Source organism: Paraburkholderia tropica (assembly GCF_014171495.1).
Lineage (GTDB): Bacteria > Pseudomonadota > Gammaproteobacteria > Burkholderiales > Burkholderiaceae > Paraburkholderia > Paraburkholderia tropica.
Genome location: NZ_CP049134.1, coordinates 1,421,380 through 1,446,390 on the forward strand (window position 1 = coordinate 1,421,380; position 25,011 = coordinate 1,446,390).

A 25,011-nucleotide genomic window follows, 5' to 3' on the forward strand; every position below is an offset into this window, starting at 1 on the left:
AAGGGGACGACGGCGGCGCGTTGGCGCAGCCGGTCAGTGTCCGTGATTTTCGCCGATCAGCGCGACCGAGTCGAACGCGCGCTGATTGGCCTGGTGGCGCCGCATCACGAGCCACATCATCAGACAGACGAAGGTGCCGAACAGCACGATCACGATGGTCACCGGCACGTCGAGCCAGACGAGCACGGCGTAGAGGCACAGCATCACGAGCACCGAGAGATTCTCGTTGAAATTCTGCACGGCGATCGAATGACCGGCGGACAGCAGCACGTGGCCGCGATGCTGGAGCAGCGCGTTCATCGGCACGACGAAGAAGCCCGACAGCGCGCCCACGACCATCAGGAACATATAGGCGAACAGCAGATAGCCCGGAATGCGCAGATGGCCGATATGCAGGCCCCAATGCGGCGGAAAGAGGTTGCGCGTGTAGAACGCCATCAGCATGACGGCGATGCCCATCAGAATGCCGACTGGCAGCACCGAAAGCGATTTCTTGAGCGGGATGCGCGCGGCCGCGATCATCGCGCCGGCGGCCACGCCCACGGCTACCACGGCCTGCAGCACGGCGCCTTCCGAGAGCGACATGCCGAGCGAGACTTCGGCCCATTTCAGCACGATGAATTGCAGTGTGGCGCCCGCGCCCCAGAACAGCGTCGTGACCGCGAGCGAAATCTGGCCGAGCTTGTCGTGCCAGAGCGTGTTGAAGCAGTCGGCGAAATCGGTGATGAGACGGATCGGACCATGCTGCTGGCGCGGATAGCGCGCGCCGGTGTCGGGAATGCGCAGATTGAAGAGGGCGGCGATCACGTAGATGGCCATGATCACGAGCATCGCGGCTTCGGCCGGCGTGTTGATCGAGGCGGGCGTGTGGCGGATCACGTGGGCGGCGATGTGCGGGCTTATCAGCGCGCCGCCGAGCACGGTGCCGAGAATGATGGAGCCGACCGTGGTGCCCTCGATCCAGCCATTGGCGGCGACGAGCCGTTCGGGCGGCAGCAGCTCGGTCAGAATGCCGTATTTGGCCGGCGAATACGCCGCCGCGCCGAAACCGACCACGCCGTACGCGAGCAAGGGATGCGTGCCGGCCAGCATCATGGCGCAGCCCACGACCTTGATCGAGTTCGTGATAAACATCACTTTGCCCTTAGGGCGGGAATCAGCAAAGGCGCCGACGAATGCGGCAAGAACGACGTAGGAAAGGACGAAGAACAGCTTGAGCAGCGGCGTCATCCAGTTCGGGGCGTGGAGGTCTTTCAGCAGTGCAATCGCAGCGATCAGGAGCGCATTGTCGGCCAACGACGAAAAAAACTGCGCGGCCATGATGGTGTAAAAGCCTTTTTTCATCTGATGCGATGCTGTCCTCGCTGCGGTCCGTCCGCCCCGGACGGGTGGGAGGCATCCGGGCTTATTACGTTCGAAATGGGTTGTGCGCAGGGCTTTATATCACGAAAATAGCTGCATTCGGACTAGCACATTCCTTGACCGCCCAGCAGGCGGGCCTGCCGGGCGCTGAAAACACCCTGTAAGCTCCTGATTCGAAAGCGTCTTTACGAAAATCTCCCATGCCTCGCCCCCTCTCAGCCACGATTCACACCGCCGCACTCGCCAATAATCTCTCCGTCGTCCGGAAATACGCGCCGAAGTCGAAAATCTGGGCCGTGGTCAAGGCCAATGCCTACGGGCACGGGCTTGCGCGGGCGTTCCCCGGACTGCGCGCCACCGACGGTTTCGGCCTGCTCGACCTCGAAGAGGCCGTGAAGCTGCGCGAACTCGGCTGGGCGGGGCCGATCCTGCTGCTCGAAGGCTTTTTCCGGCCGACCGACATCGACGTGATCGACCGTTACAGCCTCTCGACCGTCGTCCACTGCGACGAGCAGATGCGCATGCTCGAAATGGCGCGTCTCTCGAAGCCCGTGAACGTGCAGCTCAAGATGAATAGCGGTATGAACCGGCTCGGCTACACGCCCGAGAAATACCGCGCCGCATGGGAGCGCGCGCGGGCGGCGGCCGGCATCGGTCAGATCACGCTGATGACGCATTTCGCGGACGCCGACACGCCGCGCGGCATCGGCGAGGCGATGGCGGCGTTCGAGCGTGGCGCGCAGGGGATCGCGGGCGCGCGCAGTCTCGCGAATTCGGCGGCCACGCTCTGGCATCCGGAGTCGCATTTCGACTGGGTGCGGCCGGGCATCGTGCTGTACGGCGCGTCGCCTTCGGGCGAGGCGTCGGCGCTCGACGGCACCGGCCTGCAACCGGCGATGACGCTCGCATCCGAATTGATCGCCACCCAGAACGTTGCCGAAGGCCAGACCGTCGGCTACGGCTCGACCTTCACGGCGCGCAAGCCCATGCGCATCGGCGTGGTGGCGTGCGGTTACGCGGACGGCTATCCGCGCGTCGCGCCCGAGGGCACGCCGGTGATCGTCGACGGCGTGCGCACGCGGGTCGTCGGCCGCGTCTCCATGGACATGCTGACCGTCGATCTCACGCCGGTGCCGGGCGCGGGCATGGGCACGCGCGTCGAGCTGTGGGGCGCGAATCTGCCGATCGACGAGGTGGCCGCCGCGTGCGGCACGATCGGTTACGAGCTGATGTGCGCGGTCGCGCCGCGCGTGCCGGTGCGCGCGGAGTAAGCGGGGCGCCTGGGGAAGCGGGACAGGACAACGACACCAGAAACAAAGGCGGTATGGCGAAAAGCATGGCGAAGGTTAAGACGCTCTATATCTGCACCGAATGCGGCGGACAGGCGCCGAAATGGCAAGGACAGTGCCCCGCGTGCAGCGCGTGGAACACGCTGGTGGAAAGCGTCGCGGAGCCCGCGGGCAATCACCGTTATCAGGCGCTCGCGAAGAGCGCGCCGGTGCGCCGTCTGGCCGATATCGAGGCGTCCGACGTGCCGCGCTTCACGTCCGGCGTGGGCGAATTCGACCGCGTGCTGGGCGGCGGCCTGGTCGCGGGCGGCGTGGTGCTGATCGGCGGCGATCCGGGCATCGGCAAATCGACGTTGCTGCTGCAATCGCTCGCCGAAATCGCGGCCGACCGCCGCGCGCTCTATGTGAGCGGCGAGGAATCGGCGGCGCAGATTGCATTGCGCGCGCAACGTCTCGGTCTGCTCGAAAAGGGCTCGAAGATGAGCGAGCTGCAACTGCTCGCCGAAATCCAGCTCGAAAAGATCCAGGCGACCATCGAGGCAGAGAAGCCCGACGTTGCCGTCATCGACTCCATCCAGACGATCTATTCCGAAGCGCTGACGTCCGCGCCCGGCTCGGTCGCGCAGGTGCGCGAGTGCGCGGCGCAGCTCACGCGCATCGCCAAGCAGTCGGGCACGTCGATCATCATGGTCGGCCACGTGACGAAGGAGGGCAACCTCGCGGGCCCGCGCGTGCTGGAACACATCGTCGATACGGTGCTGTACTTCGAGGGCGACACGCACTCGTCGTTCCGTCTGGTGCGCGCGTTCAAGAACCGGTTCGGCGCGGTCAACGAACTGGGCGTGTTCGCGATGACCGAGCGCGGCCTGCGCGGCGTTGCCAATCCTTCCGCACTGTTTCTGTCGCAACACGAGCAGAGCGTGCCGGGTTCGTGCGTGATGGTGACGCAGGAAGGGTCGCGGCCGCTGCTCGTGGAAGTGCAGGCGCTCGTCGACACGGCGCAGGTGCCGAATCCGCGCCGACTCGCGGTCGGGCTCGAGCAGAACCGGCTCGCGCTGCTGCTGGCGGTGCTGCATCGTCACGCGGGCATCGGCTGTTTCGACCAGGACGTGTTCCTGAACGCGGTGGGCGGCGTGAAGATCACCGAACCGGCCGCCGACCTCGCCGTGCTGCTTTCGATTCATTCGTCGATGCGTAACAAGGCGTTGCCCAAGGGTCTGATCGTTTTCGGCGAAGTGGGCCTGGCGGGCGAGATCCGGCCCTCGCCACGCGGCCAGGATCGTCTGAAGGAAGCGGCGAAGCTCGGTTTCACCTGCGCGCTGATTCCGCGCGCCAATGCGCCGAAGCAGCCGATCGAGGGACTCAACGTGATCGCGGTCGAGCGTATTGAGGAGGCGATCGACCGGGTGCGCGAACTGGAGTGATATCGATGCGACAGGCATGGTCTGTCGCGTAATCATTGGTAACAACCCTGGTTCGCACTGTAACCAGAAAATTTTGCGATTTCCCTATCCTTGCCCGCATATGCAACCCCGCATCCAGCGGAAAGGATAGCGACTTGAAACAGACAGAATCGTCCTTCGTCGGAAACTCGATCGTCGTGCGCGGCTGCCGCGTCTCCGAGCCGCTTGTGCAGCCTTTCGGCGGCACTTGCCGCATCGTCGAGTGGATCGACGGCGACGGCCGCATTTCACGCCAGGTGGTGGCCGGCAATGTGACGGCCGCGCAGGTGCGCAGCACCATCGCCCATCACGTGGAAGGCCGCAAACACGTCATGTACGACGACGAGCGCATGCCGCGTCAAACGCTGCCGCGGCGCTAGGCGCGCGGCGAGGTCTCGGGTGGCGCCCGAGGGTGGCGGCGAGGTCATGGTCACGACACAGGCACTTGCCAGAAAAATGGGCGCATCGAGCGCCCATTTTTCATACAGCTTGCCTTTCCTTAACTTACATTGCGCCTGCTCCTGGTTGCTCCTTGGCAGCCCCTCCGCCGCGCCCTGGCCGCGTTCGCTCACGGGCCGTAGCTGAACGGTTTCTTGCCCGGCGGCTGGCCCGGTGCGTGGGTGCCGCCGCCTTGCGGAGCATTTTGCGCATAGCCCTGCATGCCGGGCGTATTGGTCGCGAAAGCGGTTTGCGGATTGGGCGGCGGAGGCGCTACGGGTGCGCTTTGCGTACCCGCCATGCCGTAGGCCGCAGCGGCGGCGCCCGCCTGGGCAAACGGCGCCGCGGCCGGCGGCAAGCCCGCGGCACGGCGCGCTTCCGCTTCACGCTGCGCGGCGATTTCGTCGAGCACCGCCTGGAGCGCTTCCGGATTGAAGAGCGGATGATTGGCTGCCTCGCCGGGCGTGAGCACCGGCGACACGCAGCAGTCGATCACTTCGAGCCGGTCGATCCACGTTTGCAGCGGCTCGGCCGCAATCATCGCGGCGAACTCGTGCGTGAGCGCTGCCGCGTCCGTGCCACCGATCGCCTGACCGAGGCTCCAGTGCCGCTGCGCCCAATCCTCGCGGCCAATGGCCGTGCAGAGCGCCTGCCAGAACTTCAGCTCCAGCGCACCGACGGCCAGCCAGCGATCGTCCTGGGTGCGATAGAGGTTGTAGCAGGGCACGCCGCCGTTGAGCAGGCCGCCGCCCGCCTCGAGCGCGGCCGCGTCGTCGTTGGCGAGCGCGACCTGGGCGACCACGTTGTGCGTGTGCGAGACATGCGCCATCGAGATATCGACGAAACGTCCTTCGCCGCCACGCGCGACTTGCCAGAGCGCGGCGAGAATCTGCGTGACCGCCGCGAGCGCGCCGCCCAGCAGATCGGCGATCTGGAAATTGGGCAGCACGGGCGCGCCGTCCCGCGCGGCGATCTGATGGAGCACGCCGGAATACGCGACGTAATTGATGTCGTGGCCGGCGCGCTCGGCGAACGGACTGGTCGTGCCGTAACCCGTGATCGCGCAGTAGACGAGCTTGGGGTTGATCGCGCGCAGGGTCTCGTAGCCGAGCCCGAGCCGGTCCATGACGCCGGGCCGGAAGCTCTCGACCAGCACGTCGGCGTCGCGGGCGAGCGCGAGCAGCACCGCGCGGCCGCCCTCGGACTTGAGGTCGAGCCGCGTTTCGCGCTTGCCGCGGTTCACGATCTGATAGAACGCGCCCGGACGGCCCGCGATTTCGTCGGCGCTGTTGCGCATCATGGCGCGCGAGGCGTCGCCGGCGCCCGGCGGCTCGATCTTGAGCACGTCGGCGCCCATTTCCGCGAGGCGCAGCGTGGCCACCGGCCCGGGCAAAAGACGGGTCAGATCGAGAACGCGGAGGCCTTGCAAGGCGGGTGTCGACACTCGGGTGACTCCTGGCGGTGAGAGCGGTGACGTCGTTAAGGTCAACAGGCGGATCAGGATCGATTGTGCCGCACGTGCGGTGCGGGCATCAGCCGATCTGCTCGAGTTCTTCGTGCGCTTCGAGCCATTCGGCTTCGAGCGTCTCGAGGCGCGACTGGACGTCGGCCTGACGGCGGATCGCGTCGGTCAGACGCGTCTTCTGCTCGGGCTCGTAGCTGGCCGGGTCGGCGACGAAGCCGTCCAGCGTGCCTTTCTCGGCATTGAGCGCGTCCATTTCCTTTTCGATCTTGCCGATCTTCGCCTGCAGCGGCTTCTTCAGATGCGCAAGACGTTGGCGCGTTTCCGCTTCCTGACGACGCTGTTCCTTGCGGTTGACGCCCGCATCGGCGCCATCCAGTTCGCTGGCCGCATTCCCCGTGCCGCCGGCTGCCGCCGCCTTGAGCGCCGCGCGTTGCTCGGCCGCGTGCTGGAGCAGCCAGTCGCGGTAGTCGTCGAGATCGCCGTCGAACGGTTGCAGCCGGTGTTTGGCGACCAGCATGAACTGGTCGGTGGTTGCGCGCAGCAGATGGCGGTCGTGCGACACCAGAATGAGCGTGCCTTCGAACTGGGCGAGCGCCATGGTCAGGGCGTGACGCGTTTCGAGGTCGAGGTGGTTGGTCGGTTCGTCGAGCAGCAGCAGATTGGGCTTTTGCCAGATGATGAGTGCGAGCGCGAGGCGTGCCTTTTCGCCGCCCGAAAAGGGCGCGATGGGCGCCGTGGCCATTTCGCCGGGGAAATTGAAGCCGCCGAGGAAATCGCGCAATTCCTGCTCGCGCGTGTCGGGCGCGAGGCGCGCGAGATGCTGGAGCGGCGAGTCGTCGGGGCGCAGCGTTTCGAGCTGATGCTGCGCGAAATAGCCGATCTGCAGGCCTTTGCCCGTGCGCGTCTCGCCCGAAAGCGGCCCGAGCGTGCCCGCGAGCGTCTTGATCAGCGTCGATTTACCCTGGCCGTTCGCGCCCAGCAGCCCGATGCGCTGGCCGTTCTGAATGGACAGCGCCACACGCTCGACGATGGGCGTTTCGGTGCCGTCTTCGGCGCGATAGCCGCAGCGCACGTCTTCCATCACGAGCATGGGATTGGGCGCGGAATCGGGCGTGCGGAACTCGAAAGTGAACGGCGAGGCGGCATGCGCGGGCGCGATCAGCTCCATCTTTTCGAGCGCCTTCACACGGCTCTGCGCCTGGCGCGCCTTGGTGGCCTTGGCCTTGAAGCGGTCAATGAAGCTCTGCAGATGCGCGACGGTTTTCTGCTGCTTTTCGTAGGCGCTTTGCTGCAGCGCGAGCTGCTGCGCGCGCTGCAGCTCGAACTGCGAATAGTTGCCGCCGTAGCGTTTGACCTGCTGATTTTCCAGATGCAGCGTGACGTTGCAGATTGCGTCGAGGAATTCGCGGTCGTGCGAAATGACGACGAGCGTGCCCGGATAGCGATGCAGCCAGTCTTCGAGCCAGACGATGGCGTCGAGGTCCAGGTGGTTCGTGGGTTCGTCGAGCAGCAGCAGGTCGGAGCGGCACATCAGCGCCTGCGCGAGATTCAGGCGCATGCGCCAGCCGCCCGAGAAGCTCGCCACGGGCTGGCGCGTCTGGTCGAGCGTGAAGCCGAGGCCGAGCAGCAGCGCTTCGGCGCGCGCGGGCGCGGTGTAGCCGTCGGCGTCGGCGAACGCGGCGTGGGCTTCGGCTTCGGCCGCGCCGTCGTGGGCCGCCGAGGCCGCCGCAATACGCGCTTCGATTTCGCGCAGGTCGGCGTCGCCGTCGAGCGTGTATTCGAGCGCGCTCCTGTCGACCGCGGGCGTTTCCTGCGCCACGTGCGCGATCTGCCACGAAGGCGGCAGCGAGAAGTCGCCGGCGTCCGCGTGCAGTTCGCCGCGCAGCACGGAGAACAGCGTGGATTTGCCCGCGCCGTTCGCGCCGACGAGACCGGCCTTTTCACCCGGATTCAGGGTGAACGAGGTCTGGTCGAAAAGCGGCTTGGTGCCGCGAGCAAGGCTGAATTGGTTGAAGCGGATCACGGGAGCGCGGGCGCGGACGGGGCCGCGAACAAAACGTAAAGCGCTATTTTAACTGGGTGGAGGGCCTCCAATGACTAGCCGAACGGCTAGCCATTCGGCCAGGGTGCGGGACGGCCCCTTTCTCCATTAGACTGGCGCTTTCCTTTGGAGAGCCAGATGACGACGGTGTATGCGTTTTCGGCCGAGCCGCTGGGCGGCGGCGCGCCAGTGAGCCTCGAACAGTATGCGGGCAAGGTCCTGTTGATCGTGAACACCGCGAGCGAATGCGGTTTCACGCCGCAATACGCGGGTCTGCAAAAGCTCCACGATCAGTACGCCGCGCGCGGCCTCGCGGTGCTCGGCTTCCCGTGCAACCAGTTCGGCAAGCAGGAGCCGGGCGACGCATCGCAGATCGGCGCGTTTTGCGAGAAGAATTTCGGCGTTACGTTCCCGATGTTCGCGAAGATCGACGTGAACGGCGCCCACGCGCACCCGCTCTACCAGTGGCTGACCGAGGAAGCGCCGGGCGTGCTGGGCCTCGAGCGCGTGAAGTGGAATTTCACGAAGTTTCTGGTCGATCGCAACGGCAACGTGGTCAAACGCTATGCGCCGGTCACGAAGCCCGACGCCATCGCCGCCGACATCGAAACGCTGCTGTAACGCCGGGCGCTAGAGAATCGGCGCAAACAGCCGCGCGAGGTGCATGGTGATCTTGCGCCACGCGGGCGCGTTGCGGTATTCGCCGCGGTCGATCTCGAAGGTGTGCGCGAAGTCGCGCTCCAGCATCGCTTCCACTTCGGCGGCGAAGCCGCGGTGCACGGTCAGCACCATGATCTCGAAGTTCAGGCGGAACGAGCGGTTGTCCAGGTTCGCGCTGCCGATCGCGGCGGCGACGTCGTCGATCAGCACGACCTTCTGGTGCAGGAAGCCCGGCTTGTAGCGGAAGATGCGGATACCCGCGCGCACGGCGTCGTAGGCGTAGAGCGTCGAGGCTTCGAACACCACGTAATGGTCGCGGCGGCTCGGGATCATGATGCGCACGTCCACGCCGCGCAGCGCCGCGAGGCGTAGTGCGGACAGCACGGCCGAGTCGGGCACGAGATAGGGCGTGGTGATCCAGATGCGCTTGCTGGCGGCGTTGATCGCCTCCACGAAAAAGAGCGAGCAGGTTTCCTGGCGGTCGGCGGGGCCGGTGGGCATGACGAGGCACTGCATGTCGTCGCCGTCGCGCGGCGTGACGGCGGGCGGCTCGGAGCCCGGCAATTCCTGGGTGACCCAGTACCAGTCCTCGGTAAACGCGAACTGGATGCTGGCCACCACCGGGCCGCGCACTTCGATATGCGTGTCGCGCCACGGCGAAAGCCGCGCGTTCGCGCCGAGATACTCGACGCCCACGTTGTGGCCGCCCACGTAGGCGCGCTCGCCGTCGACCACCACGATCTTGCGGTGATTGCGGAAGTTGAGCTGGAAGCGGTTGACGAAGCGGCGCTTCGCCGAAAACGGATGCACCTCGATGCCGCCCGCGCGCAGATCGCGCACGTAGCTGGCGGGCAGGTCGAAGCTGCCGATGCTGTCGTAGAGGAAGTACACGCGCACGCCGCGCTGCGCGGCGGCGAGCAGCACGTCCTTGAGCATCTCGCCGAGCGCGTCCGCGTGCACGATGAAGAACTGCACGATCACGTACTGCCGCGCCTGTTCGATTGCGTCGAAGATGGCCGCGAAGGTGGCCTCGCCGTTCACCAGCGTGCGCACCGCGTTGCCCGGCACGAGCGGCATGCCGCCCAGTTGCGCAAAGGTGCGGATCACGCGTTCGCTGAGCAGATCCGTCGGGCCGATGCTGGTGGTTGCCGGGCGGTCGCGTTCGGGGGCGTGTGCGCGTGTGCGCAAGGTTTCGTCGCGGATGCGCCGCGCGTCTGCGTAGCCTTCGAACTTGCTGCGGCCGAGGAACAGATACGGGATCAGCGTGAGGTAGGGCATCGTCGCGAGCGAGACGGCCCAGGCGATCGCACCTTGCGAGGTGCGCGTATTGAGAATGGCGTGGCAGGCCGCGATCAGTCCGAATACGTGGACGACCGCGAGCAGGGTGCCGAGCGTTGACCAGTCGAAGTGCATAAAGGCGCGAGACGTTGCCGACGCGTCAGGCAAGGTCCAAGCCGCGTGAGCCGGGAAACGGTCATCTTACCCAGGGCGGCGCAACGTGCGCCATCAGACCGGCGGCGGAAGACCAGGCCGCCGGTGTTCCAGCAATGCGAGAGGTGGCTGACTGACGTGCGCCCGCTGCCACGGGCGCACATTCAAACGTCAATTCAGACCGGCAGATCGCGGGCCTGGATCAGGAACACCTGGTCGTCGCCGGCGCTCGTCGACAGCCAGACGAGATCGAGGCCGCCGAATGCCGCTTCCACGTTCTCGCGCTCGTTGCCGATCTCGACCACGAGCACGCCGTCGTCGGTCAGCCAGTTGCGCGCGTCCTTGATGATGCGGCGCACGATGTCCATGCCATCCGTGCCGCCCGCGAGCGCCATTTCCGGCTCGTGACGGTATTCGGGCGGCAGCGCGGCCATCGAATCGGCGTTCACATACGGCGGATTCGTGATGATCACGTCGTAACGGCGCTCCGGCAGCGGCGCGTACAGATCGCCTTCGAACAGCGAGATCTGGTCGTCGAGATCGTGTTCGTGAACGTTGCGCTTCGCGACTTCGAGCGCGGGCGCGGAAAGGTCGACGGCGTCGATGTCGGCGTTCGGGAACGCGTGCGCCGCGAGAATCGCGAGGCTGGCCGAGCCGGTGCACAGTTCGAGCACGGCGCCCACTTGCTCGGGATCTTCCACGTACGGCTGCAGGCCGTCCGCGAGCAGCTCGCCGATGAACGAGCGCGGCACGATCACGCGTTCGTCCACGTAAAAGCGCAGGCCGTGCATCCACGCTTCCTGCGTGATGTAGGCGGCCGGCACGCGGTCGTTGGCGCGGCGCTCGATCACGCCGAGCACCTTCTCGATTTCCTCGGGCGCGAGGCGCGCGTCGAGGAACGGATCGAGCAGGTCGAGCGGCAGATGCAGCGTGTGCAGGACCAGATAGGCGGCTTCGTCATAGGCGTTGGACGAGCCGTGGCCGAACGAGAGTTGCGCCGAGGAAAAACGCGTGACGCCGTAGCGCAGCAGATCGCGCACGGTCGAAAACGTAGTGGAAAGCGGATGGGTCATATCAGGGGCTCCAGTGCGTGCAGGCCGATCGCGTCAGGCGATCAGCTGTTCGAGCACGCGGCGGTACACGTTCTTGAGCGGGTCGATGAATTTGACTTCGATGTGCTCATCGATCTTGTGGATGCTGCCGTTGGGCGGCCCGAACTCCACGACCTGCGGGCACATGCGCGCGATGAAGCGGCCGTCCGAAGTCCCGCCAGTGGTCGACAGCTCGGTGGTCACGCCGGTTTCGTCGTGAATCGCTTTTTCGAGCGCGTTCGAGAGCGCGCCGCGCGGCGTGAGGAAGGGCAGGCCGCTGATGCTCCAGTGCAGATCGTATTCGAGACCGTGCTTGTCGAGAATCGCATGCACGCGCTGTTGCAGACCTTCCACCGTGCTCGCGGTCGAGAAGCGGAAGTTGAACTGCACGTCGGCGTGGCCCGGAATCACGTTGCTCGCGCCCGTGCCGCTGTGCAGGTTCGAGACCTGCCACGTGGTGGGCGGGAAGTATTCGTTGCCGTCGTCCCATTTTTCGGCGACGAGTTCGGCGAGCGCCGGCGCCAGCAGATGCACCGGATTCTTCGCGAGATGCGGATAGGCAATGTGGCCCTGCACGCCCTTGACGACGAGCTTGCCCGACATCGAGCCGCGGCGGCCGTTTTTCACGCAGTCGCCGAGCGTATTCGTCGACGTCGGTTCGCCGACGATGCAGTAGTCCATCTTCACGCCGCGCGCCTGAAGCGCCTCGACCACCTTGACGGTGCCGTCGGTCGCGGGGCCTTCCTCGTCGCTCGTGATCAGGAAGGCGATCGCACCGCGATGCTGCGGGTGCGCCGCCACGAATTCTTCGCTGGCGACCACGAAGGCGGCGAGCGAGGTCTTCATGTCGGCGGCGCCGCGGCCGTAGAGCACGCCGTCGCGGTGCGAGGGCTGGAACGGCGGCGAGCTCCATTGCTCGATGGGGCCGGTCGGCACCACGTCGGTGTGACCCGCGAAGGCGAGCAGCGGCGCGTCGGCGTCCGTGCCGCGCTTGACGGCCCACAGGTTGGTCACGCCGTTGGATTCGATCGTTTCGCACGCGAAGCCGAGCGCGCTGAGGCGTTCGGTCATGATGCGCTGGCAGTGCTGGTCGTCGGGCGTCACGGACGCGCGCGCGATCAGGGCTTCGGTAAGGGCGAGGGTGGCGGACATGAAGGGACCACTTTCAATAAAAATGCCGGCGCCGCTGCAATGCAGGGGCCGGCAACAGCTTGTGACGATGATGCGCTAGCGGATTCGCGAGGCCATCGAAGACTTCCGACGGCTGGGCGCTCCGCTCGCGCAGTGCCTCAAACACAGTTCAGGCAAACAGCTCCGCGTACTGCTCGGCCGAAAAACCGAGCGTCTTCACGCGGCCGTTTACGGCCACGACCGGGCGCTTGATGATCGACGGCTTGTGGATCATCAGCGCGATCGCGCCCGCGGTCGAATCGGCTTCGGCCTTGTGAACCTCGGACAGGCCGCGCCACGTCGTGCCGCGCTTGTTGATCAGCTGATCGAGCGAGACATCCTTGAGCCAGTCCTGCACCAGCGCGTTCGACACGCCGGCTTTCTTGAAGTCGTGGAATTCGAACTCGATGCCGTGCTCTTCCAGCCACACGCGGGCCTTCTTCACGGTGTCGCAGTTCGGAATGCCGTAGACGACCACGGTCTTTGCGGCCTTCGCCATCAGTCGCCTCGCAGCAGCTCGTTCAGGCCGACCTTGGCGCGCGTCTTCGCGTCGACCTTCTTGACGATCACGGCGCAGTACAGGCTGTGCGAGCCGTCCTTCGAGGGCAGGTTGCCGGCCACGACGACCGAGCCTGCCGGGATGCGGCCGTACGAGATTTCGCCGGTTTCGCGGTCATAGATCTTGGTCGACTGGCCGAGGTACACGCCCATCGAGATGACCGAGTTTTCTTCGACGATCACGCCTTCCACGACTTCCGAGCGCGCGCCGATGAAGCAGTTGTCTTCAATGATGACCGGGTTGGCCTGCAGCGGCTCCAGCACGCCGCCGATGCCCACGCCGCCCGAAAGGTGGACGTTCTTGCCGATCTGCGCGCACGAACCGACGGTTGCCCACGTGTCGACCATCGTGCCTTCGTCGACATACGCGCCGATGTTGGTGTACGACGGCATCAGCACGACGTTCTTGCCGATGAACGAGCCGCGGCGCGCGATGGCCGGCGGCACGACGCGGAAGCCGCCTGCGGCGAAGTCTTCAGCCGTGTAGTTGGCGAACTTCGAGGGCACCTTGTCGAAGAACTGCGTGAAGCCGCCGGCGGCCATCGGCGCGTTGTCTTCCAGGCGGAACGACAGCAGCACGGCCTTCTTCACCCACTGGTTGACGACCCAGTCGCCGTCCTTCTTCTCGGCGCAGCGCAGCGTGCCCTTGTCCAGTTCGGCGATGACGTGGGCGACGGCTTCACGCACGTCGTTCGGCGCGGACTTGGGCGAAAAGTCGGCGCGGTTTTCCCAGGCGGTGTCGATGATCTGCTGAAGTTGTTGCGACATGGTGATGATTTCGTGTGAGTTCAAAAGCCGTTGGACGGCGGGAATTCGGTGGCGATACGCGCGCGGCGGGGCGCGCGTTCGGCGGTGGCGTTACGGCTGACGGTGTTATGCCTCGAGCGAGCGGCAGAAGTCGACGATGCGCTGCGCGCCCTCGGTGCATTCGTCGACGTCGGCGACGAGCGCCAGACGGACAAAGCCTTCACCCGGGTTCGCGCCGTGCGCTTCGCGCGCGAGAAACGAGCCGGGCAGGACCGTCACATTATAGTCGGCGTAGAGGCGCTGGGCGAACGCGGTGTCCGAGAGGCCGGTGCGCGCGACGTTGGCCCAAAGGTAGAACGCGGCGTCCGGCAGCTTCACGTCGAGCACGTCGGCGAGCATGGGCGTGACGGTCGAGAACTTCTGCACGTACTTCGCACGGTTCTCGCGCACGTGCGCCTCGTCGCCCCACGCGGCGATGCTGGCGGACTGCCAGACCGGCGACATCGCCGAGCCGTGATAGGTGCGGTACAGCAGGAACTGCTTGAGGATCGCCGGGTCGCCGGCCACGAAGCCCGAGCGCATGCCCGGCGCGTTCGAGCGCTTCGAGAGGCTGGACAGCATGATCAGGCGCTCGAAACCGCGGCCGAGCTGGTGCGCGGCTTCGAGACCGCCGAGCGGCGGCGTCGATTCGTCGAAATAGATCTCCGAATAGCATTCGTCGGACGCGATCACGAAGCCGTAGCGATCGGACAGCGCGAACAGTTCGCGCCAGTCGTCGAGCGTGAGGACGGCGCCCGTGGGGTTGCCCGGCGAGCAGACGTAGAGCAGCTGCGTGCGCGCCCAGATGGCTTCCGGCACCTGCGAATAGTCGCAGGCGAAGTTGCGGGTCGGATCGCTGTTGACAAAGTACGGCTCGCCGCCCGCGAGCAGCGCCGCGCCTTCGTAGATCTGGTAGAACGGGTTCGGGCAGAGGACGATCGCCCGTTTTGCGGGGTCTTTGGCGCCCGCCGTGGGGTCCACGACCGCCTGAGCGAGTGCGAACAGCGCCTCGCGCGAGCCCGAGACCGGCAGCACTTGCGTGCTGGCGTCGATGGCGGGCAGGCTGTAGCGTTCGCTCACCCATTTCGCGATCGCTTCGCGCAGCGCCGGGCTGCCGCCCGTGGCCGGATACACCGACAGACCGTCGAGCGAGGCGACGATGGCGTCGCGGATCAGCGCGGGCGTCGGGTGTTTCGGCTCGCCGATCCCGAAGCTGATGTGGCGCAGGCCAGCATTCGGCGCGACGTCCTTGAAGAGCGCGCGCAGCTTTTCGAAGGGATAGGACTGGAGGGTGTCGAGTAGCGGATTCACAGGGCTGGCGGGCGTAAGCGAAAAACGGATGGAGCGACGGGCGCGGGCACGCGGCGGGATCGCGGCGCAGGGTGTGCGTCGCACGGACCGGCTGATTGACGCGCTGGTTGGCACGCGGTTGACACACCGGTTGACGCACCGGTTGACCCGCATGGCCGGGTGGGGCCGTGCCGGGCGGTGCGACTGCCGTCGCTGGCAAAACGTGAATTATAGCGTGGCCGCCGTTTGCTGATTGGGTCGCGGTGGCGCGCGGGCCGGGGCGTGGATCGGGCTTGAGGCGGGCTTCGGTCGGGCTTGGGTCGCGCACGGCCTGGCTAAAGATCGCTCACGAATCGGGCGCGAACCCGGTCGGCGGCCCGAGCGGCCATCAAGCTGAAACTGAACAAGGATTGGAATGCAGTCTGAAAAACGCTGGATGGCCGCGATCAACGCGATGCGCGCAATGTCCGCGAGGTTCGCGCGATGAGCGCCGCCTGGTTGACCGCGCGCAATCTGAAATCGGGCTGGCCGACGCTCGCGATCATGATCGGCGCCTCGGTGTGGGGCGTGATCTGGTTTCCGCTGCGCACGCTGGCGAGCTTCGGTCTGACCGGCACGGCTGCCGGCGCGGCGACGAGCGCGGCGGCCTGCCTGTTCGTGCTGCTGCTGCGCCGCCGCTCGATTTCGACGGTGCGCTGGCACTGGGTGTTGCCGCTGCTCGGGTTGGCGGCGGGCGTCACCAACATCGGATTCGTATGGGGCGCGATTCACGGCGAAGTGATGCGCGTGCTGTTGCTGTTCTATCTGACGCCCGCGTGGACGGCGATCTTCGCGCACTTCATCCTGCACGAGCGGCTGACCTGGTCCGGCGCTGCGCTGGCCGGGCTGTCGCTGGCGGGCGCGGTGCTCATGCTCTGGTCGCCCAGGCTCGGCGTGCCACTGCCGGGCAGCGCCGCCGAGTGGGCGGGCCTCGCGGGCGGCATGGGTTTCGCGATGAGCAATGTGCTCGTCGTGAAGACAAGCCGGGTGCTGCCGCAAATGAAGCCCGAAATGCGTACCGCCGTGATTTTCGGCGGGGCGGCGATATTCGGCGTGATCGCATCGTTTTTCGAACCGATGCCGGCGCTCCATGCCGGCGAGCCGCTCGCCCGCGCGGTTTTGCTCGTGCTGGCGCTCGGTGTGCTGCTGGGCGTGAACAACATGCTCGTGCAATACGGGCTCGCGCGCGTGCCAGCCAACCGGGCCTCGATCATCATGTTGTTCGAAATCGTCGTGACCGCACTTTCTTCGTGGCTGCTCGCCGGCGAGACGCCGGGGCCGCGCGAATGGGCGGGCGGCGCATGTATCGTGCTTGCCTCGCTGCTGTCGAGCTGGGTGCATCGCGCGCAGGAGGCGCGCAAGCGTCCCCGGCAGGTGGCTCACGCGAGCGCCGAAGCCAGCGCGATCGCCCACGCCGACGCGGGCTTGCTCGACGATGAAACTCGCGGCGAGACCAGCGGGGAGATCAGCGCCGAAGGCCGCGACGGTGCCGGTGCCTCGTCCGACCAGCACGACTACGATCGCCGCCACGACGAGTCCGATGCAAACGTTGACCCGACCGCCGACAAAAGTGCCGATAAAACCCGCAATCACCACGACGGCCGTGGCGCCCGGCCCGATGGCGGGCAGAATGGCACGCGTGCGATGGTATGATTGCCCCTGATCCTCGCCGGCCGGGCGCGCACTGAGGTGCATCAGGCGCTTCGCACGGCGAGCCGTGGCGGCTGTCCGTGCTGTGCGCGCCGTTCGTTCGGCCAGATGCGAATCCTGCGGCGCCTCGCGCCGCCGTGCGACTGAAGTGACGGTCGACGGTGCGCGGCGGCGGTCCGGGCGGTCCCGTTCACTCTTCCAATTCAAACAGCGATATCGCCGTGCGTCTGACCTCGATTAAACTCGCTGGCTTCAAATCATTCGTCGATCCCACGCATTTCCAGGTACCGGGCCAACTCGTCGGAGTGGTCGGACCGAACGGCTGTGGTAAATCGAACATCATCGACGCCGTGCGCTGGGTGCTCGGCGAATCCCGCGCGTCCGAATTGCGCGGCGAGTCGATGCAGGACGTCATCTTCAACGGTTCCACCGCGCGCAAACCCGGCAGCCGCGCGAGCGTCGAACTCGTGTTCGACAACGCCGACGGGCGCGCCGCTGGCCAGTGGGGCCAGTATGCCGAGATCGCCGTCAAGCGCGTGCTTACGCGCGACGGCACCTCGAGCTACTACATCAACAATCTGCCGGCGCGCCGCCGCGACATTCAGGACATCTTCCTCGGCACCGGTCTCGGTCCGCGTGCTTACGCGATCATCGGGCAGGGCATGATCGCGCGCATCATCGAGGCGAAGCCCGAAGAACTGCGCGTGTTCCTCGAAGAAGCCGCGGGCGTGTCGAAGTACAAGGAACGCCGTCGCGAAACCGAAAACCGCCTGCACGACACGCGCGAGAATCTCACGCGCGTGGAAGACATCGTGCGCGAGCTTTCCACGAATCTGGAAAAGCTCGAAGGCCAGGCGGTCGTGGCGACGAAGTACCGCGAACTGCAGGCCGACGGCGAAGAAAAGCAGCGCATGCTGTGGCTGTTGCGCAAGAACGAGGCGGCGGGCGAGCAGCAGCGCCAGCAGCGCGCCATCGAGCAGGCGCAGATCGATCTCGAACGGCATACCGCGCAACTGCGCGAAGTCGAAGCGCAGCTCGAAACGCTGCGCGTGGCGCACTATTCGGCCAGCGACGCGATGCAGGGCGCGCAAGGCTCGCTCTATGAAGCGAACGCCGAGGTGAGCCGGCTCGAAGCCGAGATCAAGTTCATCGTCGAATCGCGCAATCGTGTGCAGGCGCAGATCGCGGCGCTCACGGCGCAGCGCGAGCAATGGCAGGTCCAGGCGCAAAAGGCGCAGGACGATATCGAAGACGCTGAAGAACAACTCGCGATGGGCGAGGAAAAAGCCGCCATCGCCGAGGAAGAGGCCGCCGCGAAGCAGGAAGCGCTGCCTGCGCTCGAAAACCGCTGGCGCGACGCCCAGTCTCAACTGAACGACGAGCGTGCGGGCATCGCGCGCACGGAACAGGCGCTCAAGCTCGAAGCCGCGCATCAGCGCAACGCCGATCAAATGCTCCAGCAGCTTCAGCAGCGCCACGAGCGCCTGAAGTCGGAGGAAGGCGGCCTCGACGCGCCGGACGAAGTGCAGCTCGAAGAGCTGCGCATGCAACTGGCCGAGCAGGAAGAAATTCTTCGCGACGCCCAGGACCGCCTCACGGACGCGCAGGAAACCGTGCCGCGTCTGGACGCCGAGCGCCGTGCCGCGCACGATCGCGTGCAGGCCGAAAACGCCCAGATTCACCAGTTCGAAGCGCGTCTCGCGGCGCTCAAGCAACTGCAGGAGAGCGTCCAGACCGAAGGCAAGATCCAGCCGTGGCTCGAACGTCACGAACTGGGCGCGTTGCCGCGTCTGTGGAAGAAGCTGCATGTCGAGGCCGGTTGGGAAACCGCGCTCGAAGCTGTGCTGCGCGAGCGTCTCGCGGCGCTCGAAGTGTCGAATCTCGATTGGGTCAAGGCGTTCGCCACCGACGCACCGCCTGCCAAGCTCGCGTTCTATGCGCCGCCGCTGGCGGGCCAGACGGCTAGCGTACCGGCAGGTCTCACGCCGCTGCTCTCGCTCGTGCGTATCGACGATGCAGGCCTGCGCGCAGTGCTCAACGAATGGCTCGGGACGACCTTCGTCGCGGACGATCTGGCGCAAGCGCTCGCGCAACGCACGCAATTGCCCGAAGGCGGCGCGTTCGTGGTGAAGGCCGGTCACTCGGTGTCGCGCGTGGGCGTGCAGCTTTACGCCGCCGATTCCGAGCAGGCGGGCATGTTGGCGCGCCAGCAGGAAATCGAAAATCTCGCGCGCCAGGTGCGTGCCCAGGCGCTGCTCGCCGACGAAGCCCGCTCGGCCGTGGTGCGTGCGGAAGCCGCGCATACGCAGGCCGCTCAGGTGCTCGGCGAGGCACGCCAGCAAGCCGACCGCGCCACGCAACGCGTGCATGCGCTGCAGATGGACGTGCTCAAGCTCACGCAGGCGCACGAGCGCTACACGGCGCGCAGCACACAGATCCGTGAAGAACTGGACGAAATTCGCGCGCAGATCGAAGACCAGCGCGCGCTGCGTGCCGAATCGGAAGCGAATTTCGAGCGCCACGACGGCGAGCTCGCCGAACTCCAGGCGCGCTTCGAAGACAACCAGCTCGCGTTCGAGGCGCTCGACGAAGAACTGGGTGCGGCGCGCAACGCCGCGCGCGATCTCGAACGCGCCGCGGGCGACGCGCGCTTCGCGGCCCGTAATCTGGCCGCGCGCATCGAAGAACTGCGCCGCAACATCCAGATCTCGCACGATCAGAGCGAACGCGTGGCGGGCTCGCTCGAAGACGCGCGCGCCGAACTCGAAACGATCAACGAGCAGACCGCGCACACCGGCCTGCAAGACGCGCTGGAAATTCGCGCGGAGAAGGAAGAACTGCTGCGCAACGCGCGCGCCGAACTCGACGATCTGAGCGCGAAACTGCGCGCCGCCGACGAAACGCGCCTTGCTGCCGAACGCGCGCTGCAACCGCTGCGCGACCGCATTACCGAATTGCAGCTCAAGGAGCAGGCCGCGCGCCTGAACGGCGAGCAGTTCGTCGAGCAGTTGCAGGCGGCCGGTGTGGACGAGGCGGCGCTGCAGGAAAAGCTCACGCCGGACCTCAAGCCCTCGTATCTGCAAGGCGAAGTCACGCGCATCAACAACGCGATCACGGCGCTCGGACCGGTCAACATGGCCGCGCTCGACGAACTGGCCGCGGCGAAGGAGCGCAAGACCTTCCTCGACGCGCAGTCGGCCGACCTGACGAGCGCGATCGAAACGCTCGAAGACGCGATCCGCAAGATCGACCAGGAAACTCGCACGTTGCTGCAAGGCACGTTCGACGAAGTGAACAAGCATTTCGGCGATCTGTTCCCGCGTCTTTTCGGCGGCGGTCAGGCGAAGCTCATCATGACCGGCGACGAGATTCTCGATGCGGGCGTGCAGGTCATGGCGCAGCCGCCGGGCAAGAAGAACTCGACGATTCACCTGCTGTCGGGCGGCGAGAAAGCGCTGACCGCGACGGCGCTCGTGTTCGCGATGTTCCAGCTCAATCCTGCGCCGTTCTGTCTGCTCGACGAAGTGGACGCGCCGCTCGACGACGCCAACACGGAGCGTTTCGCCAACCTCGTGCGTGCGATGTCGAACAAGACGCAGTTCCTGTTCATCTCCCACAACAAGATTGCGATGGAGATGGCGCAGCAGCTGATCGGCGTGACGATGCAGGAGCAGGGCGTGTCCCGGATCGTGGCCGTCGACATGGAAACGGCTGCGGGTTTCGCACAGAATACGATCTGATTGGCGATGGAACGCGCGATCTGACTCGCGTGTTACTTCGCGGTTTGAATTGCTGTCTATATCGATAGACGAGGACGGCGCGCCGGGCGCGCCGCCGGAAAAAGAATTGCTGATGGAGCATGCATGGATCAGTTGACTCTCGGGTTGATCGGCGCGGGTGCCGTGGTCGTCGGGGGCGTGGTGGTGTACAACGCATGGCAAGGCGCCAAGGTGCGCCGGCGCATGCCGCGTCCGATGCCCGAAGAGGCGGTCGAGACGCCGCTCGGCGGCGAACTCGAGGAACAGAGCCCGTTCATCGAGCCGGCTCGTGCACCGTCGCGCCGCGAGCCCTCGCTCGCGGGCGGCGAACTGGCTGAAGAACGCGTGGAGCCGGGCTTCGGCTCCGTAGCGCCCGCCGATACGCCCGTGGACATTCAGGCGGAGAACACCTCGCCGAACGGTTTCGCCGAAGCTGAACCGGCGCAGGTCGCGAATGAGGACGGCGAGCCGGCCACGGTTGCCGCCACGTCTGATGCAGCCGACGCGCAGCCAGGCGAAGCGGTTGCAGGCAAGGACGCTACAGCCGAGGTAAAAGCGGAAGCCAAGCCGGCTAAAGACGCCAAAGAGGCGAAAGGCGCCGAAGGCGAGCGCGTCGAACCCGTGCTGCCCGCTGCTACGACCATTTCGTCGGCGCCTCCGGCGGTCGTGGATCGCCGCATCGACTGTATCGTGCCGATTCGTCTGGGCGCGGTGCTGCCAGGCGAACGGGTGATTCCGCTCGCGCAGCGTTTGCGCCGCGCCGGCAGCAAGCCTGTGCACATTGAAGGCAAGCCCGAGGGCGGCGACGGCTGGGAGCTGCTGCAGAACGGCGTGCGCTACGAGGAACTGCGCGCGGCGGCGCAGCTTGCGAACCGCAATGGCCCGCTCAACGAGCTGGAGTTCTCGGAGTTCGTGACGGGCGTGCAGCAGTTCGCCGACGGTGTGGACGGCTTGCCCGAATTCCCCGACATGATGGAAACGGTCGCGATGGCGCGCGAGCTCGACGGATTTGCCGCGCAGTGCGACGCGCAGCTGTCGATCAACGTGCTGTCGGACGGCGCACCGTGGTCGGCGAACTATGTGCAGGCGGTGGCGGCGCAGGACGGTCTGCTGCTGTCGCGCGACGGCACGCGTTTCGTGAAGCTCGACGCGAAGCAGAGCCCGGTGTTCATGCTTCAGTTCGGCGACACGAATTTCCTGCGCGACGACCTCACGTACAAGGGCGGCCAGATGATCACGCTGATCCTCGACGTGCCGGTGGCCGACGAGGACATCCTGCCGTTCCGCCTGATGTGCGACTACGCGCGTTCGCTCGCCGAGCGCATCGGCGGTCGGGTGGTGGACGACCAGCGCCGTCCGCTGCCGGAGTCGGTGTTGCAGAACATCGACAAGCAGCTCATGACGCTCTACGCGAAGCTTGAGCAAGCCGGCATTCCGGCGGGCTCGCCGGCCACGCGCCGCCTGTTCAGCCAGTAAGAGCTGAAATAAGTCGAGCGCGAAAGGCGCGGTGCTGTCGTGGCGCCGCGCCTTTTTTGCGTCTGGGTTTGCGTCCGGGTTTGCGCCCGGGAAGCAACGGGGCGCCAGAGCAGAGTGCGCGCGGGTGCGAAGAGGCGGAACGGCACACGCTGCCGGCACGGAGCATGGATTCGGCATGTTCATGAGCGGTTGGCAAGTGTGGCTTCCGGGCCGGTTACGATGCTTTCAAGTTCGCATCGGCGCGGGGGCTTCGTCAATGGATTCGGGCCAGCGTTAGCCGTTCGGCCAGGAGAATCGAGCGTCGCGTACGGGAGCGCACGCAGCCACCCCGAAGTTCTCCCGACGTTAGCCATTCGGCCGATGCGACACGGGCGGCTTCCTGAGATAATCTGACTCCGAAAACATTCGTCAGAAACCGTTCCCAGCATGGTCCGTCATCCCGCCCGTCCCTCTGAAGCATCCACCGCGACCGAGCGCGCGGCGTGGCTGCGCGCCGAACTCGAGCGCGCCAATCACGCTTACTACGTGCTCGACCAGCCGGAGCTGCCCGACGCGGAATACGACACGCTGTTCCGCGAGTTGCAGGCGATCGAGGCCGAGCATCCCGACCTCATCACGCCCGATTCCCCCACGCAGCGCGTAGGCGGCGAGGCGTCAGAGGGTTTCGAGCCGGTCGTCCACGACGTCCCGATGCTGTCGCTCAACAACGGTTTCGCCGACGAAGACATCGCTGCGTTCGACAAGCGCGTGCACGACACGCTCGGCAAGCCCGAAGGCGAACTGGTCGAATACGCCTGCGAGCTCAAGTTCGACGGGTTGGCCATTTCGCTGCGTTATGTCGACGGCGTGTTCGTGCAGGCGTCCACGCGCGGCGACGGCGCGACGGGCGAGAACGTCACCGAGAACGTGCGGACGATCCGCTCGCTGCCGCTGCGGCTGAAGGGTAAGCGCGTACCGAAGGTGCTCGACGTGCGCGGCGAAGTACTGATGTTCCGCCGCGACTTCGCGCGCATGAACGATCGTCAGCGCGAGGCCGGGCACAAGGAATTTGCGAACCCGCGCAACGCGGCGGCGGGCAGCCTGCGTCAGCTCGATTCGAAGATCACGGCGCAGCGTCCGCTGTCGTTTTTCGCTTATGGGATCGGCGTGCTCGAAGGCGAGCCGATGCCGGCCACGCATAGCGAACTGCTCGACTGGTACGCGGAAATGGGCCTGCCGGTGAATGGCGAGCGCGCGGTCGTGAAGGGCGCGCAAGGCTTGCTCGACTTCTTCCGCGCGGTCGGCGAGAAGCGCGAGAGCCTGCCGTACGACATCGACGGCGTGGTCTACAAGGTCAACCGCCGCGACGAGCAGGACGCGCTTGGTTTCGTCTCGCGCGCGCCGCGCTTTGCGCTCGCGCACAAGTTTCCGGCGCAGGAAGCGCTCACGAAGCTGCTGGCCATCGACGTGCAGGTGGGCCGTACCGGCGCCATCACGCCGGTCGCTCGGCTGGAGCCGGTGTTCGTGGGCGGCGCGACCGTTACGAACGCCACGTTGCACAATGAAGACGAAGTGCGCCGCAAGGACATTCGCATCGGCGACACGGTAATCGTGCGGCGCGCCGGCGACGTGATTCCGGAGGTGGTGAGCGCGCTGCTCGATCGTCGTCCGGCCGACGCGGCCGAGTTCGTCATGCCGACCGAATGTCCGGTGTGCGGTTCGCGCATCGAACGTCTGCCCGACGAGGCCATCGCGCGCTGCTCGGGCGGATTGTTCTGTCCGGCGCAGCGCAAGCAGGCGCTCTGGCATTTCGCACAGCGGCGCGCGCTCGACATCGACGGTCTGGGCGAGAAGATTATCGACCAGCTCGTCGAGCAGAATCTCGTGCGCACGCCCGCGGACCTGTTCAATCTCGGTTTCGCGACACTCGCGGAACTGGATCGCATGGCCGAGAAATCGGCGCAAAACCTGCTAGATTCGCTCGAAAAAGCCAAGTCGACCACGCTGGCGCGCTTCATTTATGCACTGGGCATCCGTCAGGTGGGCGAGTCCACCGCGAAGGATCTGGCCAAATACTTCGGCTCGCTCGATCCGATCATGGACGCGAGCATCGAGCAACTGCTCGAAGTGAAGGACGTGGGGCCGATCGTGGCGGAGTCGATCCACCAGTTCTTTGCGGAAGAACATAACCGCACCGTGATCGAGCAACTGCGCGCGCCGGGCAAGGTCACATGGGCTGAAGGTCCGCCTGCGCCAAAAGCGCCGGTTGGCGTGCTCGCGGGCAAGACGGTGGTGCTCACGGGCACGTTGCCCACGGTCACGCGCGACGAGGCGAAAGAGATGCTGGAAGCGGCTGGCGCGAAGGTGGCCGGCTCGGTGTCGAAGAAGACCGACTACGTGGTGGCGGGTGCCGAAGCGGGCAGCAAGCTCGCGAAAGCCGAGGAACTCGGCGTGCCGGTGCTCGACGAGGATGGGTTGCACAAGCTCCTGGAGGGGCACACAACATGATTCGCGAAATTCTCAGGATGGGCGATCCGCGCCTGCTCGGTATCGCCAGACCGGTCGATCATTTCGATACGCCCGAACTGCACGAACTGATCGCCGACATGTTCGACACCATGCACGCCGCGAACGGCGCGGGTCTCGCCGCGCCGCAGATCGGCGTCGACCTGCAGGTGGTGATCTTCGGTTTCGAGCAGAACGAGCGTTATCCGGAAGCGCCGGCGGTGCCGCAAACCGTGCTGATCAACCCCGTTATCCATCCCTTGTCGCACGACATGGAAGAAGGTTGGGAGGGCTGCCTTTCGGTGCCCGGCCTGCGCGGCGCGGTGAGCCGTTATTCGATGATCCGCTACAACGGCTTCGACCAGTACGGCACGCCGATCGAGCGCGTCGCGGAGGGCTTTCATGCGCGCGTGGTGCAGCACGAATGCGATCACCTGATCGGCAAGCTGTACCCGATGCGCATCACCGACTTCTCGAAGTTCGGTTTCACGGACATTCTGTTCCCGCATCTCGATCCGAATAGCGACGACTGACGCGCGAGGCGCGCAATCCACGCGCTCTGCGCCATTGGTGCCATTCGC

17 protein-coding genes and 1 pseudogene are annotated in these 25,011 nt (G+C 66.0%); 9 read left to right on the forward strand and 9 right to left on the reverse strand.

Annotated features, from left to right (window positions below; all coding sequences use genetic code 11):
• Window positions 1–33: 33 nt before the first annotated feature.
• On the reverse strand, window positions 34–1,344 hold the full coding sequence (gene lplT / locus G5S35_RS06395) for a lysophospholipid transporter LplT (RefSeq protein ID WP_065060185.1): 1,311 nt from the start codon (window positions 1,342–1,344) through the stop codon (window positions 34–36).
• Between the two features lie 218 nt (window positions 1,345–1,562).
• Between lplT and alr the strand changes: the two genes are divergently transcribed.
• The 3 genes from alr (at window position 1,563) to G5S35_RS06410 (ending at window position 4,473) form a co-directional block, all read left to right on the forward strand.
• Window positions 1,563–2,633, forward strand: coding sequence for an alanine racemase (gene alr / locus G5S35_RS06400; RefSeq protein WP_074984489.1), 1,071 nt, complete (start codon window positions 1,563–1,565; stop codon window positions 2,631–2,633).
• A 65-nt stretch (window positions 2,634–2,698) separates the two neighbouring features.
• A complete protein-coding gene (radA, locus tag G5S35_RS06405) occupies window positions 2,699–4,075 on the forward strand; it encodes a DNA repair protein RadA (protein ID WP_065060360.1) in 1,377 nt (458 codons plus the stop codon).
• 134 nt (window positions 4,076–4,209) lie between these two features.
• On the forward strand, window positions 4,210–4,473 hold the full coding sequence (locus G5S35_RS06410) for a DUF2866 domain-containing protein (protein WP_074984490.1): 264 nt from the start codon (window positions 4,210–4,212) through the stop codon (window positions 4,471–4,473).
• Between the two features lie 467 nt (window positions 4,474–4,940).
• On the opposite strand, the pseudogene G5S35_RS06415 reads toward G5S35_RS06410, so the two are convergent.
• Together G5S35_RS06415 and G5S35_RS06420 are read right to left on the reverse strand one after the other, a co-directional pair.
• Window positions 4,941–5,960, reverse strand: a pseudogene (locus G5S35_RS06415) (CaiB/BaiF CoA transferase family protein); the annotation flags it as partial.
• A 103-nt stretch (window positions 5,961–6,063) separates the two neighbouring features.
• Window positions 6,064–8,019, reverse strand: a complete 1,956-nt coding sequence (locus G5S35_RS06420) for an ATP-binding cassette domain-containing protein (RefSeq protein WP_183038748.1) — start codon at window positions 8,017–8,019, stop codon at window positions 6,064–6,066.
• 156 nt (window positions 8,020–8,175) lie between these two features.
• Between G5S35_RS06420 and G5S35_RS06425 the strand changes: the two genes are divergently transcribed.
• A complete protein-coding gene (locus G5S35_RS06425; protein ID WP_124261203.1) occupies window positions 8,176–8,658 on the forward strand; it encodes a glutathione peroxidase in 483 nt (160 codons plus the stop codon).
• A gap of 9 nt (window positions 8,659–8,667) precedes the next feature.
• Here G5S35_RS06425 and cls read toward each other — a convergent pair whose 3' ends face one another.
• From cls to dapC, 6 genes are all read right to left on the reverse strand, one after another.
• Complete coding sequence (gene cls, locus G5S35_RS06430) at window positions 8,668–10,110, reverse strand: cardiolipin synthase (protein ID WP_074984493.1); 1,443 nt, start codon at window positions 10,108–10,110, stop codon at window positions 8,668–8,670.
• 194 nt (window positions 10,111–10,304) lie between these two features.
• Window positions 10,305–11,201: a 50S ribosomal protein L3 N(5)-glutamine methyltransferase gene (gene prmB, locus G5S35_RS06435; RefSeq protein ID WP_074984495.1), complete on the reverse strand. Its 897-nt coding sequence runs from the start codon at window positions 11,199–11,201 to the stop codon at window positions 10,305–10,307.
• A gap of 33 nt (window positions 11,202–11,234) precedes the next feature.
• On the reverse strand, window positions 11,235–12,371 hold the full coding sequence (dapE, locus tag G5S35_RS06440; RefSeq protein WP_110328462.1) for a succinyl-diaminopimelate desuccinylase: 1,137 nt from the start codon (window positions 12,369–12,371) through the stop codon (window positions 11,235–11,237).
• 148 nt (window positions 12,372–12,519) lie between these two features.
• Window positions 12,520–12,888 carry an ArsC family reductase gene (locus tag G5S35_RS06445; protein ID WP_065060178.1) on the reverse strand — a complete coding sequence of 123 codons (369 nt, stop codon included), beginning with the start codon at window positions 12,886–12,888 and terminating at the stop codon, window positions 12,520–12,522.
• The gene (gene dapD, locus G5S35_RS06450; RefSeq protein WP_065060359.1) at window positions 12,888–13,715 is read right to left on the reverse strand and encodes a 2,3,4,5-tetrahydropyridine-2,6-dicarboxylate N-succinyltransferase; all 828 of its coding nucleotides are present in this window, start codon (window positions 13,713–13,715) and stop codon (window positions 12,888–12,890) included. Before dapD ends, G5S35_RS06445 begins: the two co-directional genes overlap by 1 nt.
• Window positions 13,716–13,820: 105 nt before the next feature.
• On the reverse strand, window positions 13,821–15,044 hold the full coding sequence (gene dapC / locus G5S35_RS06455) for a succinyldiaminopimelate transaminase (RefSeq protein WP_074984498.1): 1,224 nt from the start codon (window positions 15,042–15,044) through the stop codon (window positions 13,821–13,823).
• Between the two features lie 462 nt (window positions 15,045–15,506).
• On the opposite strand from dapC, the gene G5S35_RS06460 reads away from it, so the two are divergent.
• The 5 genes from G5S35_RS06460 to def all read left to right on the forward strand — a co-directional run bounded on the left by G5S35_RS06460 (window position 15,507) and on the right by def (window position 24,963).
• On the forward strand, window positions 15,507–16,715 hold the full coding sequence (locus G5S35_RS06460; protein WP_183038749.1) for a DMT family transporter: 1,209 nt from the start codon (window positions 15,507–15,509) through the stop codon (window positions 16,713–16,715).
• A gap of 218 nt (window positions 16,716–16,933) precedes the next feature.
• Window positions 16,934–20,452, forward strand: a complete 3,519-nt coding sequence (gene smc, locus G5S35_RS06465; RefSeq protein WP_183038750.1) for a chromosome segregation protein SMC — start codon at window positions 16,934–16,936, stop codon at window positions 20,450–20,452.
• A 123-nt stretch (window positions 20,453–20,575) separates the two neighbouring features.
• The gene (locus G5S35_RS06470) at window positions 20,576–21,946 is read left to right on the forward strand and encodes a cell division protein ZipA C-terminal FtsZ-binding domain-containing protein (protein WP_065060175.1); all 1,371 of its coding nucleotides are present in this window, start codon (window positions 20,576–20,578) and stop codon (window positions 21,944–21,946) included.
• A 426-nt stretch (window positions 21,947–22,372) separates the two neighbouring features.
• Complete coding sequence (ligA, locus tag G5S35_RS06475; protein ID WP_183038751.1) at window positions 22,373–24,433, forward strand: NAD-dependent DNA ligase LigA; 2,061 nt, start codon at window positions 22,373–22,375, stop codon at window positions 24,431–24,433.
• Entirely contained in the window at window positions 24,430–24,963 is a 534-nt protein-coding gene (def, locus tag G5S35_RS06480) for a peptide deformylase (protein ID WP_074984502.1), read from the forward strand. Before ligA ends, def begins: the two co-directional genes overlap by 4 nt.
• Window positions 24,964–25,011 lie beyond the last annotated feature (48 nt).